Annotated in this window: 15 protein-coding genes; 10 read left to right on the forward strand and 5 right to left on the reverse strand. The window is 38.5% G+C overall.

Annotated elements, in window-relative coordinates:
• The first annotated feature begins 198 nt into the window (after positions 1-198).
• A complete protein-coding gene (locus ESZ36_RS16315; RefSeq protein WP_146789834.1) occupies positions 199-1221 on the forward strand; it encodes a DUF1214 domain-containing protein in 1023 nt (340 codons plus the stop codon).
• A 319-nt stretch (positions 1222-1540) separates the two neighbouring features.
• Here the strand turns inward: ESZ36_RS16315 and ESZ36_RS16320 are convergent, their stop codons facing one another.
• The gene (locus ESZ36_RS16320) at positions 1541-2281 is read right to left on the reverse strand and encodes a hypothetical protein (RefSeq protein WP_146789836.1); all 741 of its coding nucleotides are present in this window, start codon (positions 2279-2281) and stop codon (positions 1541-1543) included.
• Between the two features lie 606 nt (positions 2282-2887).
• Between ESZ36_RS16320 and ESZ36_RS16325 the strand changes: the two genes are divergently transcribed.
• The gene (locus ESZ36_RS16325; RefSeq protein ID WP_211357802.1) at positions 2888-4603 is read left to right on the forward strand and encodes a M28 family peptidase; all 1716 of its coding nucleotides are present in this window, start codon (positions 2888-2890) and stop codon (positions 4601-4603) included.
• A gap of 294 nt (positions 4604-4897) precedes the next feature.
• Here the strand turns inward: ESZ36_RS16325 and ESZ36_RS16330 are convergent, their stop codons facing one another.
• Together ESZ36_RS16330 and ESZ36_RS16335 are read right to left on the reverse strand one after the other, a co-directional pair.
• Positions 4898-5080, reverse strand: coding sequence for a hypothetical protein (locus ESZ36_RS16330; protein ID WP_146789838.1), 183 nt, complete (start codon positions 5078-5080; stop codon positions 4898-4900).
• A gap of 450 nt (positions 5081-5530) precedes the next feature.
• Positions 5531-6124: a LysE family translocator gene (locus ESZ36_RS16335; RefSeq protein ID WP_146789840.1), complete on the reverse strand. Its 594-nt coding sequence runs from the start codon at positions 6122-6124 to the stop codon at positions 5531-5533.
• Positions 6125-6226: 102 nt separating this feature from the next.
• Between ESZ36_RS16335 and ESZ36_RS16340 the strand changes: the two genes are divergently transcribed.
• Positions 6227-7096, forward strand: a complete 870-nt coding sequence (locus ESZ36_RS16340; protein ID WP_146789842.1) for a LysR family transcriptional regulator — start codon at positions 6227-6229, stop codon at positions 7094-7096.
• Positions 7097-7323: 227 nt separating this feature from the next.
• Positions 7324-8370 carry a PLP-dependent cysteine synthase family protein gene (locus ESZ36_RS16345; protein WP_146789844.1) on the forward strand — a complete coding sequence of 349 codons (1047 nt, stop codon included), beginning with the start codon at positions 7324-7326 and terminating at the stop codon, positions 8368-8370.
• A gap of 149 nt (positions 8371-8519) precedes the next feature.
• On the opposite strand, the gene ESZ36_RS16350 is transcribed toward ESZ36_RS16345, so the two are convergent.
• Positions 8520-10052, reverse strand: a complete 1533-nt coding sequence (locus ESZ36_RS16350) for a phospholipase D family protein (protein ID WP_146789846.1) — start codon at positions 10050-10052, stop codon at positions 8520-8522.
• A gap of 368 nt (positions 10053-10420) precedes the next feature.
• Between ESZ36_RS16350 and ESZ36_RS16355 the strand changes: the two genes are divergently transcribed.
• From ESZ36_RS16355 to ESZ36_RS16370, 4 genes are all read left to right on the forward strand, one after another.
• Positions 10421-11455, forward strand: coding sequence for an IS110 family RNA-guided transposase (locus tag ESZ36_RS16355; protein WP_146789848.1), 1035 nt, complete (start codon positions 10421-10423; stop codon positions 11453-11455).
• A gap of 446 nt (positions 11456-11901) precedes the next feature.
• On the forward strand, positions 11902-13806 hold the full coding sequence (locus tag ESZ36_RS16360; RefSeq protein ID WP_246129138.1) for a DUF3604 domain-containing protein: 1905 nt from the start codon (positions 11902-11904) through the stop codon (positions 13804-13806).
• 120 nt (positions 13807-13926) lie between these two features.
• On the forward strand, positions 13927-14808 hold the full coding sequence (locus tag ESZ36_RS16365) for a peptidyl-prolyl cis-trans isomerase (RefSeq protein ID WP_146789850.1): 882 nt from the start codon (positions 13927-13929) through the stop codon (positions 14806-14808).
• Complete coding sequence (locus tag ESZ36_RS16370) at positions 14805-15788, forward strand: HupE/UreJ family protein (protein ID WP_146789852.1); 984 nt, start codon at positions 14805-14807, stop codon at positions 15786-15788. Before ESZ36_RS16365 ends, ESZ36_RS16370 begins: the two co-directional genes overlap by 4 nt.
• A gap of 273 nt (positions 15789-16061) precedes the next feature.
• Here ESZ36_RS16370 and ESZ36_RS16375 read toward each other — a convergent pair whose 3' ends face one another.
• Positions 16062-17018 carry a LysR family transcriptional regulator gene (locus ESZ36_RS16375; protein WP_170235866.1) on the reverse strand — a complete coding sequence of 319 codons (957 nt, stop codon included), beginning with the start codon at positions 17016-17018 and terminating at the stop codon, positions 16062-16064.
• Between the two features lie 194 nt (positions 17019-17212).
• Between ESZ36_RS16375 and ESZ36_RS16380 the strand changes: the two genes are divergently transcribed.
• Together ESZ36_RS16380 and ESZ36_RS16385 are read left to right on the forward strand one after the other, a co-directional pair.
• Positions 17213-18748 carry a DUF1254 domain-containing protein gene (locus tag ESZ36_RS16380; RefSeq protein WP_211357803.1) on the forward strand — a complete coding sequence of 512 codons (1536 nt, stop codon included), beginning with the start codon at positions 17213-17215 and terminating at the stop codon, positions 18746-18748.
• Between the two features lie 229 nt (positions 18749-18977).
• Positions 18978-19646, forward strand: a complete 669-nt coding sequence (locus ESZ36_RS16385) for a glutathione S-transferase N-terminal domain-containing protein (RefSeq protein WP_146789855.1) — start codon at positions 18978-18980, stop codon at positions 19644-19646.
• Positions 19647-19808: the final 162 nt, after the last annotated feature.

Raw genomic sequence — 19808 nt, forward strand, 5'->3', positions numbered from 1 at the left:
ATGATTAATGGTGATTTGTAGTTATATCATGATTCTTGTATCTTTGGTTCATCAAATGTTTAACGCATTCGAATAAAGTAAAGTATATTAAATTCATCACTATAAATAACAGTCATAACTACTAATGCATTTCAGTGAGCGTTATGGAAGTTGTCTATTACTGAAGACAAACATTAAAACCCTAAAGGATTACATAACATGAAAAAATCTATCTTAATGGTTACCATTGGTCTTGCTCTTGTTTCTTCTTCTACTTTCGCGGCTACAGCTATCGATGGTAAAGAATATAAGGAAACTATCCCTGTTACCGTTGATAATTTTACACTTGTTGAAGCACAGGTTAACTTCCTGAAATGGAAAAACAAAAATGCAATGAACAAGATGTTTGACCTTACTATTCCAACGCCAGCAGGTCCAATGCCAACCGTTCGTATGAATCGTGACACATTATACTCAGCTCAGTTAGTTGATGCGTCAAACGGCTTTAAGGTACATATGCCAAAGCAATCAGTTTATACCTCAGTATTAGTGCTTGATGAAGCGGGTTATGCACAAGAGTACATCTGGCAACAGGGCGACCATGACATTACTATCGACCAAAAACACGGTAAGTTTGTATGGGTACTGTTCCGTATCGGCCTTGAAGAAGGCATAGAACAAGCTCGTGTCGTTCAAAAACAACTTAAATTAACGGGGCAAGGGTCTGCTGTATGGAATCCTAAAGCATACGACCAAGACTCTTATCAAGCAATGCACGATGCAAATATGCAAAAAGCGATTGATTCAGGAATGCTACTTGAATACGGCTTCCAGTCAGATCGCATTACTAACGAAGCTAAATCACTAAGTGATGCCGTTGGTTGGGGCGGAATGGACCATAACATTAATAACTACCAAGTGGCTGGAAATATGGATGGTGGTGCATGTTATACAACTACCTTCGCAGACCCTAAAGTTGATGAGTTCTGGTCATTCACTGTATACGATGCAGATGGTTGGTTATTACCTATGGAATACAAGTCAGTGATTAACTCAAACGAAGCAGTGGCTAATGCGGATGGCACCTATACTATCTCATTCAACTGTGGTGATGATGCAATCAACAACCTTGAATCAGGTGGTAACGCTGGGTTTGGTTTTGCATGGCGCACATACGCTTCATCTTATAAAGTTAAATCGGGTAAGTGGAACCCAATCAATAACTTGATTAAACAGAAATAATTAAGTAACAGCTATAAGGCATTTTTCGGAGTGCCTTATGACGGTAACTTAACTAAACAGGTAAAACGGATAGCTACTGCTTCATCTTAGGATACTGCTAAGTTTTTACATGTAGTACAAAAAGGATATCAAATAAGTTATCTCTCAATACATCGGCTATGTCAGCTTCCGTATCTTTGTTAACATTGGCTAGTGAGCATTAGAGACTTCTTCAGCTAGCCATAAGCTGACATAGTGGGGATTCAATTGTTATATGAAACATGTAAAGCGTACGCATTTTTCAATAGGCCATGACTATCTATCTAATTTTGAAAGAAGGTTAAGGTAAAATTGTAATATTTTTATGCGATAAACTTTCATCTTGAAATCGTTTAAATCTTTTTTTGATAAATCCTTCATGATGCAATTTTGTTAAGGTATGACTTAATTGTTTAAGGTGTTTTATATTTTTTATATGCAAGTAGTGATAGCTGTTAAAGGATAATTCTTTTAGTTTTTTGACAAAAAATTGAGTATCAAATCTAATTTTTTTTAATATTTTAATATTGACGTCATATGACACCATGACATTGATAAAACCAGCAGCCATTGCCCTGTAAAGGCTTATTTCTGTGTTAAATTCTCTACAATTAAGTTTTTGTTCTTTACAAAAAGTTTTCGCATATTGAAACTGATGGAGATAACCAATAGTGGTATGTCGATAGGACTGACAAAATTCGCTCTTTTGACAAATAATTAATCCGTAAGCTTTGATTAACTCTGGATCTAATCTAATTAGATTTGGATCTTCATCACCTATATGTCTATACCTTGCAAACACAGCATCTAGTTTACCTTGTTGCAGCAAAATAGACTCACGCTTTCTGGTTGTGTGTGAAAATTCTACTTTGTAGTTTGCGCGTTCATATAAGTTTTTGATGAGATCTTTCATCATTTTTGAAGATTTTGTTTCTTCACTTGAACTGGTTGTATTGATTTTGAATGTTGCGATTTCAGCTGCGTTAATATCAACAACCAAAAACTGAATCAAGGCTAATAGAACAAGTACAACTCTTTGCATGCCGAAGCTAATAATTGATTTTCAGGTATATCCACTTTAACAAAGAAAAAGCTACTGTCAACTTAATCAATTCTGCCTGCTTATAGGGATTTTGATGAAGGTGTAATAGTCTAATTAAAGGCTGAATCCTTATTTAAGTATTATGATAATTATACCTTGAAGGAGACATTAAAATCAGACCCTGAACACTTTTAATTATCGCACAGAATAATTCTTATTCTTATATTCAACATAGTCAGCTATCGTATCAAAGTGATGATTAGACAGGGAAAATTTTAATGACAAATAACGACCGCTTATCTATAACACTTCCTCTGTAGCTCATCAGATCAGTCTTACCCCATTTCCATGGACACACTATGATTGGCACTGACCTTTTTATTCCAAGTCTCAAGGATAAATAATATATAGAAATGAAGTAGCAGCTTGAGGCTTGTTTAATCGCTTGACTGAAGTAAGAGAAATAACCGATAGTTCGATGGTCGAATATAATTATGACTGTTCATATGAAGTTGGCTTTACACTGAACTAAGAACTGTCTATCAAAAAACACCTAAAAACCATATCGAGTTATTTTGTGCCACACTTTCAACTTTGTCGAGAAACATGTTTATGAGTCGCTTTAACCAGTTTTGTATCTGCTTTACCCTAATGATCGGCATCAGCGCCTGCGCTGAAAAAAACGAGTCGGTTGTCGACAACGAAATAAATAGAGCGGCAGCAGCCATAGATAGTCAGCGTCTCTCGGACATTGTTAAAGTCCTCGCTTCGGATGAGTTCGAAGGCCGAGCACCCGGCGGACCAGGTGAAGCGAAAACTATCGCCTTTCTGGTCGATCAGTTTCAGTCTCTGGGTCTTGAACCTGGCGGTGAGAACGGAACTTGGACGCACGCAGTTCCCTTGATTCATACTCAATTGGCCCAGAACGGTCATTTGAGCGTTAAGATAGGCGATACCAGTCAAACTTGGCAACAAGGTATTGATGTTGCGGTCAGCACAGTGCGGGCTGTTGAAGCTGTAGCCATTGATGGTGCTCCTCTAGTCTTTGTTGGTTTTGGTGCCAGCGCTCCTGAACGAGACTGGGATGATTTTGGTGATATTGATCTAACCGGCAAAGTTGCCGTTTTTTTGGTTAACGATCCTGATTTTTCGGCTGCCAATGACGAGCCTGTCGCGGGGCGATTTGGTAACAAGCGCATGACCTATTATGGCCGTTGGGCATACAAATATGAGGAAGCTGCTCGTCGCGGGGCTCTGGCTGCGCTGGTGATTCATGAAAACAAGGCTGCGGGCTATGGATGGAACGTCGCAGCTTCAGCACCGGGTGACCAATTTGCACTGGCTGAAACTAGTGGCCCTTTGCCCCCTCTGCTACAAGGCTGGCTTCACTATGATGCGGCAACCGCATTGTTTACAGCAGCTGGTTTGGATCTTGTCGAACAGCGTCGGCTCGCCCGACGTGATGATTTCTCTGCGTTCGAATTACCACAAGTGTCCTTAAATGCGCGCTTTGATGTTTCCGTTGAGAAAATTGAATCGCAAAACGTACTGGCACGACTGCCTGGCAGTACACGTGCTGACGAGACCTTAATGGTGTCGTCTCACTGGGATGCCTATGGTCATGGTGAGCCAGATGCGCAGGGACGTACTGTGCGCCCTGGTGCCAATGATGATGCTTTGGGTTCGGCTGGCGTGATTGAACTGGCGCGAGTACTCAAGGCAGGGCCGCCAATGGCGCGCAGCGTAGTGTTTGCGGTATGGACTGCGGAAGAAAGTGGCCTGCTGGGTTCAGCGGCGTATGCCATGAAACCAATTTATCCTCTGCATTCAACCGTAGCTAATTTTACCCTAGATATTCTTCAGACTGCTGGTCCGGCCCGGGATGTAATATTAGTCGGTGAAGGGCAGAGTGATCTGGAAGACGATCTGACTCAGGCAGCAGCGCTGCAATCACGCGTGGTTACCCCAGAAAACCTGCCAGAAAATGGGTTGTTTTTCCGCGCCGACCATTTTTCATTGGCACGACAGGGAGTGCCTGTATTGCTGATTATGGGGATCGCAGGAGGAGCTGACTTGGTTGACGGTGGTCGTGCTGCCGGTGATCAATGGATCGCTGACTATACCGGCAATTGCTATCATCAAACCTGCGATGCGTGGAGCGCCGATTGGGATCTTCGGGGGGCGGTTGAAGACATTGAATTATTTCATACAATATTACGGGACCTAGGTGATTCTACGCGATGGCCCCAGTGGAAGGCGGGTTCCGAATTTCGCGCGATCCGCGCTGAAACCGATGACCAGCGAACTGTGCCGTCAACCTGAATAAGGCGATTAACTGTCCCACTGTAATGGACCTTTGTTAAAGGCAGCTATTTAGGAGCAGTTGCCGTTACGGACGTAAGTTCTTATTTTCGCAGTGAGGAAAATGGTAAAACCTTAATCGTCGGAACAAATGTTGTAGTGGGATAAGCGTGAAGGTAATATAGAATACTAAGTTATCAGTTTAAGAGAAATCAGACTTTGAATTTAAAATTCAAATGTAGACTATGCAACTAAATTAATGTCAGTGCTCTTGCTTAGATTCTCTTACTGATTATCATGACAATACTTATTTGGTTAGATGTCTGTTGCAGGGGCTACTTTCACGTATTCATAACTAAAAGCTCTGACTTTTTTACCTGAATTTGCAACAAACTCTACAGTTGTTGAACGAGGTAATATTAATATTGCCTCAAACTCCTCACCAGCTAAAAAAGTATCATGGCCACACACTAGGTCTTGGGTTAATTTAATTCGCATTTGTAATTTCCGCTATCTATGTTGAATAATTGAACTGATTGTAACATTATTTTTACGTAAAAATTAGTGTGAAAAATGTTCTGATTGATTTCAATCAAATTTTTGGAAAATATCACCTTATCTGATCAGTAAATTGCCATGGTGTTTAACTTTTTGAATATATGAAAGATAAACTGAGAAACCAACTAAATTTGAACGACAGCTAAAATTTTTGCTTGAATAAGCGTTAACGCTTAGCTGAAATTGATTCCTATGTTAATACCTATGACATAAAGTTTATTACTGTGGGAGAGTAATAAAAGACCTCACTAAAATACAGTTAACTAGTTTCAGATTTCGCCACAAAGCGAACTCTCTTCATGAATTAAAATCACCTCGCTTAAGGAGCACTTTGATAGGAAAGCTGAAAGGCACTAATTCGTTTTTATTATTTGTCTGTGCGTATTGAGTTTAATTAAACTGTGAGTAGAGTAAAAAAAATGCTGTCACAATCAATAGTCCCCCCATTAATTGATTAAAAAGCTGTAGCCTTAATTGATTATTCAAAAGTATTGTTACTTTATCTCCTAATACAGACCAAGAAAAAAGTGATAGATAACAGACTAAAAAATAAATAAATAAAAATGTTAAAAACACTTTGTTATTTTCAATATCTGAAAATAAAGAAACACCTGCCATACTCGCAATCCATGCTTTGGGATTTAACCATTGTAAAAGGAAACCTTGTATAAAAGTGGGCAGCTTTTGCTCTTTAACACCTAAGCTAGGCTTTGAAGATGCGATTAAATACCCCATATAGACAATAAATAATGATCCAGCAATTGCTAAGTATTTAAGCAGTAATGGATACAAATCAATAATTTTATAAAAACCTAATCCGATAAATAATAACAGTGTGGTGAAGCCAATCGTTCCACCTGAAACGAATGCGAACGTTTTACGTACCCCGTAATTTGCTCCTGAAGATAAAATTACCATATTCACAGGCCCAGGAGATATTGACATAACCAATGAAAATGAAAACATTGCGAACAATAATGACATAATTTTTCCTCTAGTTTTTTGTAAACTATATATCCATTCTATTAATAAGATAAGGTGCTACAATTCAACTTCACTGTTCTAAATACTTCAATAAAGACACAAATGATAGATGAATTACGATCAATGGCTATTTTTGCTGAGACGATCAAACAAGGTTCTTTTAGAGCTGCTGCAAAAGAGCTAAAACTTTCACCTTCAGTCGTTAGCTATCAAGTGACTCAATTAGAAAAATCCGTTGGTACGGCGTTAATTTATAGATCGACCAGAAAATTGTCGTTAACATCTGAAGGTGGAGTATTGTATCAGTATGCTTTAAATATGATCCAAGCTGCACAGCAAGGGTTAAATCAAGTAGCTATAGAAAAACAAGAGTTAAGAGGCACTTTAACCCTCACGTTACCTTCAGCTTTAATCAAGTCAGAAATAAGTAAAAAAATATCTAAATTTAGTAAGTTACATCCTTTTTTGAATTTTAAGTTATTTTATACTGATGACAGACAAGATCTGATTCACCAAGGCATTGATTTAGCTTTTAGGGCAGGGGCAATGGATGACAGTAACCTTAAGTCAAAACGGATCGGAGAAATTAATAGAAAATTAGTTTGTTCTTATGATTATTGGAAAGAAAATATAACCCCCATCTCTCCTCAGGACTTAACAACATGGAATTGGATAAAGTTAGATATGCTTCCCAATCATAGGACTTTAGTAAACTCTTCGGGTGAAAAATGTGAAATTGGTTTTGAAAGCAATATCATTGTCAATAGTGTTGAAGCTATGACTCAGCTCTGTATCAATGGCGCAGGTATAGCAACACCTCCTGATTATTTAATCGAAAAAGAAATTAAAAATAATGCGTTGGTGGAATTGCTACCAAATTGGCAAGTTGAGCCGATTCCGCTATATGCAGTTTGGCCGAGTAATGTATTTCAAAATAGTAGTGTTAAACGTTTATTAGAATTTTTAATCTGACACATATATTTGAACGGAATATGGTCGTAATTAGCCAAACTAACGTTCACTTTGATACGAAAGCGGACAGTATCAAAAAGTAGTTTTTATATTTGAATATAGTGCTACGAGTGTTATGGGTTTTTATTGTCATAGGTAAATATTAAGATTAGTCTCATCAACATTCTAATTCTACACTCTATAAATACGTTAAAAATATTTATGCTTAAAAGCCAAGAGAACCTCTTATGAAAAACTGGATAAAGCAGAGTGTGCAAAAAATTGAAGCTGACTATAATCGTTCGGCAGATACTCACCTTTTAAAAATAGATATCCCTAAAGCCCCCTCTATTCATCTATACCTTAAAGATGAAAGTACTCATCCTACAGGCAGCCTTAAACATCGGTTGGCCCGTTCACTTTTTTTATACGCTCTGTGTAACGGAAGAATTAAAGAGGGTACCACTATTGTCGAGGCCTCATCTGGCAGTACTGCTGTATCTGAGGCATATTTTGCACAAATGATTGGCGTACCTTTTATTGCTGTTTTACCTAAATCAACAGCGAAGAGTAAAATAAATAAAATCGAATTTTATGGTGGAAAATGTCATTTTGTTGATTCTGCTCCAAAGATGCATGACGCTGCGACAAAGCTTGCAGCCGAAATTGACGGATACTTTATGGATCAGTTTACCTATGCTGAAAGAGCGACAGATTGGCGTGGAAATAATAATATTGCCGAGAGTATTTATGACCAAATGGAAAAAGAACCTTACAGTATACCAAGCGCTATTGTGATGAGTGCTGGTACTGGAGGCACTTCAGCAACTTTAGGTAGATATATCCTTTATAGAGGCTTTGATACAAAACTTCTGGTAGTAGATCCTGAGAACTCAGTTTTCTACGATTGCTTTAAATCGGGTGACCGCTCACTGACAAACAATAAATCAAGCCGTATTGAAGGTATTGGTCGACCTAAAGTTGAGCATTCTTTTCAACCTAATGTTATAGACCGAATGATGCAAGTGCCTGATGCAGCGAGCGTAGCAACAATGTTATGGTTGGAAAAAATTATTGGTAGAAAAGCAGGTGCTTCAACAGGAACTAATATATGGGGGGCATTATGTCTTGCTGAGGAGATGGAGGCTAACAAAGAACAAGGCTCAATAGTGACTTTGATGTGTGATAGCGGTGAAAGGTATTTAGACTCATATTATGACGAACAGTGGGTTAAAGAACACATAGGTGATATTCAACCGTACACCGATAAGTTGAATTATTGGTTCTTAAAATAGTAATCCCCAACGTATTAAATGTTTCATTTCTTCATTACTTTTTTGATTTCCTCTTTAGCGCTATGTTTACTACTGTGACTTTGCCCAATAAAAGTAGATAGGGACTTAACTTGATGTTCGCTGTTAACGAGTTAACTTTATAACTCGTTTCACAAGTATTTCTCTATCGGTAGTAATTGTAACAAACTTGATTTAACTCGTTCGCCTAGGGCTGTCTCTGGTTCGCTATCCCAGGTTTTTTCACCGGAATACCAACGGACTTTTCCTTCACATAAGTTCAGACGCCAGCTATTATCTTCGCTCATCGCCTGCTCAATATTATCAGCAAGCATTTCAGCTACTCGCTGATTTTCGATCACTAGAAGGGACTCTGTATTGAGGTAAGTTGAGCGTAAGTTGAAGTTAAAAGAGCCGATACTAGTCACTCGCCTGTCAAAAACAGCAAATTTAGCATGAAGACCATAGGCCGCTGTCGGTGCACATTTGGATAAGTCTCTAGTAGACTCTTCACACAGATTAGTTTCTGGTTTCAATTCGAATAACTGTATACCATGCTCAAGTATATCTTCACGTCGACCTGCGTAACCAGAATGATTAGTGACTAGATCATTAGAGGCCATCGAATTGGTCAATGCTTTTATCTGAACGCCATTACTCGTTAACATCTGTAGCGCTTTTAGTTGGCGATCATCAAAGATTAGATAAGCAGATTCTAATAATATTTCTTGTTTTGATTGGCGTGCCAACTCGGCCAATAATTTAGCTGTAGCTTTGGGTTCACTGGTGTTGTCTACATCGACAGGGACAGGTCGATCTGAAATAAAACGTGCTTGCACCCAGACCATCTCGTCCATCACATCCTTTAAAAAGCTATTAGCACTCTTATTTCCTTCTGGCAAAGCGGGGTAGTGTTTGTAGTGAGGAGGAGCCACTTTATCTAGTACCGCTAGATCTGTTGAGACTTTATCAGCCAGTAAATTAATAGGGTAAGACCAGCGACTGTTCCAGTATTCTACAAAGCTAGCTTGGACATCAGTTACCACAGTACCCATAACGAGTACATCACGGTCACGGAAATTTATTTCATCAGAAAGGTCAAAATATTCGTCGCCAATGTTACGGCCCCCAACAATGGACAGAACACCGTCGACGGTAAATGACTTATTGTGCATACGGCGGTTTAGACGAGAAAAATCACTAAGTAAATTTAGCCATTTTACTACCCCACGACGACTAGGAATAGGGTTGAATATGCGGATTTCTATTTGAGGATGAAGATCAAGTGCTGCCAGAAAAGTCTCTCGTTCGCTTAAGTTGAAATCATCAAGCATTACACGTACTTTAACACCACGATCTGCAGCCGCTATCAAGCGGTTTGCCAAGTAGAGTCCTGAAGCATCTGCGTTCCAAATGTAATACTGGACATCGATACTGTGCTCAGCTGTTTCGATTAGAGCCAACCGCTGAGCCAAAGCATCCCAGCCATTATCCTGCAACAGAATGGCGCTCGCTCCTTGTTTTGACTGTTGTGGCTGATAAGTGTCAGTTAATTCGGACAATGTACTCGTTAATTGGGGGACTAGTGGTTCAATCGGATGCTTGATCTCCTCGGGGAGTGAAGCACAGCCAGAGATAATGGCGACTAAAATAATGATTACATGAATACGTTGGAGCGCAGGCATTTTTTACATTTCCTCTTTTACTTATTAAAAATAAATTTTAATTCAATTAACTAATTATCTCATTCAACTTCATTGGAGCTAGAAACACCTATAATATTACCAGTCTATTGTCTAAAACATAAGGTATATGAATTACATAGGAAGGATAATTACACTTTGTTATTTAAGCAACTATCTTGGTACCTGCATTCTTAATTTATTTAATTCTTGGTTTTTTTGTGGCATAAATCATTAGATGCAAATGAGATATACAAAAGATAGTGAGAAAGCACTGCGATTAAACGCTACATATACTCTAAGGCGATGTATGGACTCCACAACCCTAGCAACTAGGCTAGAGTTGCTGTAACTATTAAGGAGTACATATTATGTTGAAGTCTACTATCTTTGGAATTGATTTAGCTAAGAATATTATTCAGGTTTGTGAAATTAGCAAACATGGTGAGTTAGTTAGCAATAAAGCCGTTAGCCGTCAAAAGCTTAAAGAGATCCTGGCAAAGGCAAAACCTGCTGTTGTGGCAATAGAAGGATGTGGTAGCAGTCATTATTGGGGCCGATATGCGGAAAATTTCGACCATGACGTGCGGATAATTAGTCCTAAAAAAGTAAAAGGCTTTCTCCAAGGACATAAAACAGATGCTAATGATGCGCTGGCCATTGCAAATGCGTCGTTACAAATAGGGTTGAAATCGAGTAAGCCTAAAAGTGAACAGCAACAAACGATCCAAACATTAGAGACAAGTCGCGTTTATTTATCTCGTAGTATTACTTCTTTAAGTAACCACCTACGTGCCATGCTTTACGAGTACGGCATTGTGAGTGCTAGAGGGGTTAAAGCATTAACGACAGTCGTCCAAGATACACTCAATGACGTAGATTCAATTCCAGAATGTTTACGATCAACCGTTAACCAACTGTGGTTGACATATTTGCATCTAAAACAAGAATTAGCCCAATTAATAAAAACCAAAAATGCACTTATTCGTCAATTACAACCTTGCAAAAAATTAATGGATTTAGAAGGTGTTGCTGAAGTGTGTGCAGGCATGTTGTATTCATCAATAGGTGATGGGAAACAGTTCAAAAATGGCCGTGAGGCATCTGCATTTATTGGATTAACCCCTAAGCAACACAGCTCTGGAGGTAAAGTATTCATGACCGGAATTGATAGAGCAGGAGGGATTAAGGAGCTGAGATCAGCCTTATACCAGGGTGCACTTTCTTATATTTGTCGATTACCGGAAGACCCCCAAACCGCAAAACAAGCATGGTTGATAAGGCTAGTTCATCGAGCAGGACTTAAACGAACCTGCATTGCTTTAGCCAATAAAACGGTTAGAACCGCTTGGGCAATGTTACGGTATGAAAAAAAATATGAACAGCAGCCATTGTTAGCAATATAGAAACACGAGCAATAACAACAAGCAAAGTTTTTACAATAATGATAAAGCATAAACGGTAAGACCAACCTATTAAAAACCTGACCAAAGCGAAAGTCATCAAGACTGTTAAGGCGACAAGGATAATAGGTGCGCAAACATCATAGGCTAGAGAATAGCTTTCTCAAAAAAAGCCGTATATACGACCGCATCTTAATTTGTTTAATGTTAAATTGTTAATTGTAAAATACGTGGAGTCCATATACGCTTTGACCCAGAGAGGCAGTTGCCATACGTCGAATACTTAAGCTGTAATAGCTAAAAGTATTTGTTCGGCTCATCACTCCCTGCTATTAAAGATCATTATAACTCTCTAGCTTGTCTCATTTGTATCTTTAATAAGCTATTGAACATTCAGTTAAAACAAGCTATACATTAGTTTCGCACGACTTATTAATAAGGGATTTATCGTGAAGCACAATAAAGTCTTTCTGACACTAATTACACTTTGCTTATCTGCTACCAATACCTTTGCTTCTGACAAAGTCAGTGAAGCGGCAAAAAAATACTCACCTTACGCTAATTCAGATGTGCCAATGAATGTCTATTGGGGTGACTCCCATGTTCATACTGGACTTTCACTGGATGCAGGCCTTTTTGGAAACACACTGGGTCCTGATGAAGCCTATCGCTTAGCTAAAGGCGAACAGCTCACCGCCTCATCAGGTGTGCCTATTCAGCTTGCTCGCCCGCTAGACTGGTTAGTTGTTGCTGACCATACCGATTTAATGGGTATTGCTACAGATATAAAATCGGGTACACCTAATATACTTGCCGATAAGAAAGGTAAAGAGTGGCATGAAGGCTTTAAAAAAGGTGGTAAAGCTGCAGGCGAAGCTGCTTTTGATTTGATCAGTAACTTTTCACAGATGACCCTACCAGAGCAACTGGTTGAAGATTATAGCCCCGGCTCAAAAGTTTTCGGTGGCGTTTGGAAAGAAATCGTTAATGCCGCTGACGACCATAATGAACCAGGTTTGTTTACTGCCTTTATTGGTTTTGAATGGACCTCAGTACCCAAGGGCTTTAACTTACACCGTAATGTTGTGCTAAGAGATGGCGGTGATAAAGCCTTAAAAGTACAACCACCTACAACGCAACCACCATTAGGTAGTACTGATCCTCTCGATTTATATAAATGGTTAGAGGATTATGAGAATAAACAAAAAGGTCAAGCTTTTGCCTTCTCTCATAATGGTAACTTATCTAATGGTTGGATGTTCCCAACAGAAGATACCTATGCTGGTGGCAAAGTTGATAATAATTATGTGAAACTACGTGCCAAGTGGGAACCGCATTATGAAGTTACCCAAATTAAAGGTGACGGCGAGGCACATCCATCACTTTCACCAGACGATGAATTTGCAGATTATGGTACATGGGATGTTGGTAATCTTGATATTTCTCAATTGAAAAAACCTGAAATGCTTAAAGGCGAATATGCGCGTGAAGCACTTAAGCAAGGTTTAGCATTAGAGAGAAAACTAGGCACCAACCCTTATAAATTTGGTATCGGTGGTGCAACAGATACCCATACTTCGCTTGCAACTGCTGATGAAGATAACTTTTTTGGTAAGTCGACTAGCGTAGAGCCTAATAAAGATAGATCTAGCCATCCTTTTGTAAAATCAAAATTAGGTGCGCATGAAGGTTATGCACTTCTTGCATCAGGATACACGGGGATCTGGGCAGCAGAGAATACACGTGAAGCCTTATTTGATGCTTGGGAACGTAAAGAAACTTACGGTACCACAGGTCCAAGAATGAGAGTGCGTATGTTTGGCGGTTGGGGCTTCACAGAAGAAGACTTATACGCTAATAACTCTGCAGCCATTGGTTATAAAAAAGGTGTACCTATGGGGGGCGAGCTTGTTAAAGCTAAAGGTAAGTCTCCAAGCTTTATGGTAACCGCTTTAAAAGATCCACAAAGTGCTAACCTTGACAGAGTTCAAATGATTAAAGGTTGGATTGATAAAGGCGGAAAATTACATGAAAAAATCTATGACCTTGCAGTATCCGATGGTCGTAAAATTGACAACAATGGCCGTGCTAAACAGCCAGTTGGCAATACCGTTGATCTTAAAACTGCAACTTGGATTGATAACATAGGTGATCCTCAATTAGCCGCTGTATGGACTGATCCAGACTTTGATAAAAACGAATCTGCTTTTTATTATGTTCGTGTATTAGAGATACCTACACCGACTTGGATTCTTTACGATGTAGTTAAGTTAGGCGCTAAAGTTCATAAGAATGCTAAGTTAGTGGGGCAGGAACGTGCTTATACCTCACCAATTTGGTTCTCACCTAAATAGAAATAGTTAAGTGATTTGTTATGGTTTCCAATATAAAGCCCGCTTTTGCGGGCTTTTATTTAAAGCCAAAATAAATTCTCAATACCACACTCAAGAAACATAATTCAAGACACCCAATCTATGATAAAAAAACTACTGACTGATCCCTTAATTCACTTTCTTTTAATCGGCATTTTATTTTTTGTGACGTACAACTCATTGAATCCTAGTACGAATGAATCGGATACAATTGTTATCAGTGCAGGAAAGATTGAGCAAATAAATAACCATTTTTTAACCCGCTGGAAACGACTACCCAATGAAAAAGAATTACAGCGCGCTATAAAAGCTTTTGCAACACAAGATGCCTATTTACGTGAAGCGAGAAGTTTGGGGCTAGACAAAAATGACGCGGTGATAAATTCACAGCTACATAAAAAAATGCTCTACTTAATTGAAGACATAGCGTCCGCAGAAGAGCCTTCGGCTAAAATGTTAGAAGATTATTATCTTTTACATCAAGATAAATATCTTGGCCCTGCCATTTATAGTTTTACCCAAGTATACATTTCTACCGAACGCCTAAAAGATGAATTAGACCAACTACTATCTACTCAACAAGCACGAATTATAAAAGGCTTAGCACCTGTTGGTGACCCAAGCTTAATGCAAAGTGATTTCGTCGAAGCAACAAATTTTCAACTTACTCGTAATCTGGGCAGTGAATTTCCCGAAAGCCTAAAAGGCAAACCATTAAATCAGTGGTTTGGTCCTATTGAATCTGCACTGGGTCTACATTTTATTTATTTAACTGACCATGTTGCCGCTAAACTTGGAACACTTGAGAGTGTTAAAGAAAAGGTGTTGGATGATTGGCATTATCAAAACAAGAAAAATGTTCAGGAAAAATATGAAGAACAGTTGTTAGCGCAATATAAACTGGAAGTACAAATGCCTGAAAGCAAAGCCCTAGAAACAATAGCAGACGTAAAAGTGGCAATAAGCAAAGAACCCGAACAATGAAGTATTTAATTTCACTATGCTTGTTTATGTTAATTAGTCAGTCGGTGTTCGCGGATGATATGCGTCCGGCCTCTCTCACTATTAATTCCCTTGATAACAAAACATTCGACGTTGTTTGGAAACTGCCCCTAAAATCAGGAAAAACTCCACCGCTATCTGTTACGTTTGATGAACAAACCATGATAGTAGGTACAACACGTTCGCGAAAAACAACAACAGCGGTTATTGAAAAATGGTCCATCGAAAGGGCACAAGGTTTAACAGGTTTTACTGTTTACGTGGACGGCCTGACTAAAACCAATAAAAATGTGCTATTACGCATCATCGATAAAAAACAACAAACTATCACCACGGTACTGAATGCCGATCAGCAAAGCTTTTCAGTATCAGGCAAGGATGACTTAAAAGCTGAGAACACAATACTCACATATATTGTGTTGGGTACTGAACATATTCTGATTGGCTTTGATCACTTACTCTTTGTAGCATGTTTGGTTTATATATCTGGCACACGAAAAAAACTCTTAATGACGATAACAGGCTTTACTGTTGCACACTCAATTACCCTTATTCTCGCAGCAACAGGTGTGCTTTCTATACCTATCCCGCCTGTTGAAGCTGTCATAGCACTGAGCATTGTATTTCTAGCGTGGGAAATAGCTAAAAATAATAAAGACAGCTTAAGCTTAAGTTATCCTGTTTTGGTCTCATCAAGCTTTGGTTTATTGCATGGCTTTGGTTTCGCTTCAGTATTAGCTGATATTGGTTTACCTGAAACTGAAAAAATAATGGCGCTGCTCTGTTTTAATATTGGCGTGGAAATTGGTCAGTTATTATTTGTCGCCGCGTTATTTATTATTTTTTATGTGATATCGAAATTGTATAAACCACTAACGAAAGATACTTTGCGTTTTCCAGTAAGTTACTTATGTGGTTCTCTTGCTAGTATATGGATGCTGGAACGATTAGCGGCGTTTTAATCGTTTCTCATAAGTTTAGCGGCATGGTATCTGGCACTTTTTACCAATATCAATAAAGTATTAAAAGGAGCATTGTGTTCCTTTGTAGTGCCAGAGAGCCATTAAATTTATGTCTGCTATATGATCAGAAAGCTGACCCCACTATATTTTATTTTTTATGCCATCAGAACAAATTAAGGTTTCAAATAGATTTCTATCAAGGTCAGCTTTCGTATCTTTGTTAACATTGGCTAGTGAGCATTAGAGACTTCTCTAGCTAGCCAATAGCCGACATTAGCTTTTGTCGTTCATCGCTTTTAGGTGCGTTAACAACTCTTGCTTAAACCACTGGTGCTCTGGAGACTTTTGTATTCTGTCGTGTTCAACCAGAAATAATTTTATATCATTTTTTTTGTCCGATGCAAAATGATAAATAGGGTTGAAAAACTTACTAAACTCTACAGACTTCATTACCACTGAGGGCGCTATAAACAAATGATCACTAGTTCTTAATATTTCCATTAATATTTGCAACTGATTACTACCGAATATGATATTTCGTTGTAATCCATGGGCAGATAATACGTTATCGATAGGGTGACTAAACTTTTCCATTTTTTCCCCTTCTGTCATCAGGCTGATAAAGTTATAAGCCACACATTCCTTTAATGTAATCCCATTAGCTTTATCTAATTTAACTTTACTCAAGGGGTGATCTTTTCTAGCAAAAATGGCTAATTGTACGTCGCCGATATAAGTTGAAGTAAAATTGGCAGGCAGTTCATCACTCAAATAAATTGAAAAATCGAGCGTGCTATTCTCTAACATATGAAAAGGGTTAGCTTTAGCAGCATATTCAGTAAAGCTCATCAAAGGCGCTTTGCTTGCCAACGCATTAAACAAGGGTAAAGTGCATGCCGTACCAAGAATAGAAGGAATTGAAAGGCTAAAATTGGCTTGAGAAGTTAAAGGGTCAAAGAAATCTTGATTGATGACCTCATGTAATTCATCGAATACATTGAATAGCACTTTACCTATTTGTTTGGCCTTTTCTGATGGCACTAAACCTTCTGAAGTACGATAAAATAAAGGATCGTCAAACGTTTCTCGTAAACGTTTTAGTGTTTTACTCATAGCTGATTGCGAAACAAAAAGCCTTTGAGCGGCACGAGTGACACTTTTTTCTTTCAATAAAACATTTAAAGAAACCAATAAATTCAGATCTATCCGAGATAGCTTTTGCTCAATCATCTTTCTATATTCCTGTACATTCCATATGTTCATGTTCAGGTATGATTATCATTCCTTTGAGGGAATAAAGCAATATTGATAGTATAGCTACAGTGAAGTTTAGCTAGTTAATTATTTATTACTTGCACCAACAAGCTTTGTTAACTAAATTAAAGCTAAGTTTATAATATCATTAATTTTACAGGAGAATAAAATTGAAATATTCATTGCAAAAAATATCAGTGATTGCCTTGGCAACCATGACGCTTGCATGTACCGCCACGGCAGATAGTACATCAACCTATACACCTAAATATAAAGCTAACGTACCCGCAGGTATTATCACTCCCGATTCTGTAGATACAAAATATGCAGGTGAACTGACCTTTGTAGATGGTTTCCCAACCGATGAAACAATTGCAAAAGCAGATGATTTTACCGATACCGCGCGTGCCTTTGAGTTATTTGAATCAGGTATGGCAACAGCGTCTATGTACGCCATGCTTAAAGGTCATCGAGACATTGGTGTTAAACCGAATAAGACTGTCGCCATTACTGAAACCTTAATGGACGCAAAATCATTATGGTTAACACCAAATACAACAACGCCTTATGCACATGCTGAGATTGATGTTAAAAATGGCCCTATTGTTATTGAAGTGGGTAGCCCAGTAATTTCGATTCTTGATGATGCTTACTTTTTATATGTGGCTGATATTGGTTTAGGTAATGCTAAAGATCAAGGTAAAGGTGGTAAGTACCTTATTGTAGGTAAAGACTACAAAGGTGACATTCCTAAAGGTTACATTGTTTATAGAACTAATACTTACCGTCATTGGTTGCTTACTCGACCTTACCAATTACCAGGTGAGTCCTTAGAGCAAACATTAACTAAGTTTAAAAAGACATTTAAAATTTATCCATTAGCGGATGCTAAAAATCCAGAGCCAATGGAATTTATGGATATTTCGGGTAAGCAGTACAATACGCTTCATTCGACAGATGCAACCATCTATAACGAGCTAAATGAAGTTATTCAATACGAAGCCGCTAACACCGCTGACCCAGAATTTCTTGGTTTAGCAAAAGCAATTGGTATTGAAAAAGGGAAAGCGTTCAAACCTGATGCGCGTATGCAGAAGATATTAACTGAAGCATCAAGTATAGCGAATGCGGCATTCCGTGGCGTAATGTACAAGCCTAGTAACCCTAACGCGTACTTCTACGAAGATCGTAAATGGTTTTCGCCATTAGCAAGTGGCAGCCATGAGTTTATTGATAAAAATGGTGCTCGTGGTTTAGATGACCGTATTGGTATGCACTTTTTTGCAACAGGTATTACACCATTTATGGTAAAACCTGCGGTAGGCCAAGGCTCTGTATACGCAGTAGGCTCAATGGATAATCACGGCGTAATGCTAGATGGTGGTAAAACTTATTCAGTAACATTACCTGGCCCCGTTCCAGCGGTAAACTTTTGGTCATTCATGGTATACGATACGCACACACGTTCCATTTTAGAAACAGACCAAAAAACGGGTGGTGTTGACTCTAATTTAGCAGGAATGCTTAAAAATAAAGACGGTGGTGTAACGATTTACTTTGGTCCTAAAGCACCAGCAGGCCAAGAGAAAAACTGGATAGAAACAGTACCAGGAAAAGGTTTTCATTCATTACTTCGCTTATACGGTCCAGGTCAAGAGTGGTTTGATAAAACATGGAAACCGGGTGATTACATCGAAGTTAAATAACTTTACTTTGATTAGGTAACCATTAAGCGATAGTTGAACATTCACTATCGCTTTTTTTATAAATTAAACACCTGTTTAGTGACCGTTTTAGCTCTGAAAGATATGCCACTGCTAGCTGAAGAATAAGAGTGATAAGAAACATTTAAGCAATATCACAATAACAATCTCCTTTTAGATACAAACCCATAACCATTAAATAAACGTAACAAACACGATTGGAAAATTAACCATGGCTACGATTCAACTCTACTCATTAGGATCGCCTAATGGGATAAAAATACCCATTGCGCTAGAAGAAATGGGGCTAGATTATGATGTTCACCCTGTAGATATATTAAAGGGTGAGCAGCATAATGATGACTTTAAAAAAATAAACCCAAATAGCAAAATCCCTGCATTAGTTGACTTGAACGGGCCGGGTAATTCAAGTCACTCTATTATGGAGTCGGGTGCTATTTTGCTTTATTTAGCTGAAAAGTCTGGAAAATTGATGTATCAAGATCCGGTATTACGCAGCGAAACTATTCAATGGCTATTTTTTCAGTCAAGTGCGGTAGGTCCTATGTTTGGAGCTTTTGGGCATTTTCATACCTACAGTAAAGACGCGTGTGATCACCCGTATCCAGAAGAAAGGTTTGCTAACGAAACTAAACGTTTACTAAAAATTATCGATGAAAGGCTTGAAAATCAAGACTTCATTGTTGGTGATGAATACAGTATTGCCGATATTTCTATTTTTCCATGGGTGATATGGCTTGATGTTTTTTATAATGCATCAGAACAACTGTCGCTGAAGTCATTTACTCATTTAATGCAATGGCTTGATGTTTGTAAAAATAGACCTGCGACAATAAGGGGATTTGATGTCTTTGGTTTTTCAGAAATTGGGAAAACGTAAATGCCACAATTAACATTACCAGCTCCAATTATTGCACGTGATTTCTGGTCTTTCATGGTATACGACCACTTTACCCGTTCAATTTTAGAAACGGATCAAAGAACTAGCGAGGTTGATTCTAAGGGAGCGGCATGAAAAAAGCTAAAGTGAGTAGTGTAACAA

Origin of the sequence: Colwellia demingiae, assembly GCF_007954275.1 — a bacterium.
Taxonomy (GTDB): Bacteria; Pseudomonadota; Gammaproteobacteria; order Enterobacterales; family Alteromonadaceae; genus Colwellia; species Colwellia demingiae.

Excerpts from the sequence above, each read along its gene's own strand:
- ESZ36_RS16315 (WP_146789834.1), top strand. The coding sequence starts at position 199 with ATGAAAAAATCTATCTTAATGGTTACCATTGGTCTTGCTCTTGTTTCT.
- ESZ36_RS16320 (WP_146789836.1), bottom strand. The coding sequence starts at position 2,281 with ATGCAAAGAGTTGTACTTGTTCTATTAGCCTTGATTCAGTTTTTGGTT.
- ESZ36_RS16325 (WP_211357802.1), top strand. The coding sequence starts at position 2,888 with ATGTTTATGAGTCGCTTTAACCAGTTTTGTATCTGCTTTACCCTAATG.
- ESZ36_RS16330 (WP_146789838.1), bottom strand. The coding sequence starts at position 5,080 with ATGCGAATTAAATTAACCCAAGACCTAGTGTGTGGCCATGATACTTTT.
- ESZ36_RS16335 (WP_146789840.1), bottom strand. The coding sequence starts at position 6,124 with ATGTCATTATTGTTCGCAATGTTTTCATTTTCATTGGTTATGTCAATA.
- ESZ36_RS16340 (WP_146789842.1), top strand. The coding sequence starts at position 6,227 with ATGATAGATGAATTACGATCAATGGCTATTTTTGCTGAGACGATCAAA.
- ESZ36_RS16345 (WP_146789844.1), top strand. The coding sequence starts at position 7,324 with ATGAAAAACTGGATAAAGCAGAGTGTGCAAAAAATTGAAGCTGACTAT.
- ESZ36_RS16350 (WP_146789846.1), bottom strand. The coding sequence starts at position 10,052 with ATGCCTGCGCTCCAACGTATTCATGTAATCATTATTTTAGTCGCCATT.
- ESZ36_RS16355 (WP_146789848.1), top strand. The coding sequence starts at position 10,421 with ATGTTGAAGTCTACTATCTTTGGAATTGATTTAGCTAAGAATATTATT.
- ESZ36_RS16365 (WP_146789850.1), top strand. The coding sequence starts at position 13,927 with ATGATAAAAAAACTACTGACTGATCCCTTAATTCACTTTCTTTTAATC.
- ESZ36_RS16370 (WP_146789852.1), top strand. The coding sequence starts at position 14,805 with ATGAAGTATTTAATTTCACTATGCTTGTTTATGTTAATTAGTCAGTCG.
- ESZ36_RS16375 (WP_170235866.1), bottom strand. The coding sequence starts at position 17,018 with ATGATTGAGCAAAAGCTATCTCGGATAGATCTGAATTTATTGGTTTCT.
- ESZ36_RS16385 (WP_146789855.1), top strand. The coding sequence starts at position 18,978 with ATGGCTACGATTCAACTCTACTCATTAGGATCGCCTAATGGGATAAAA.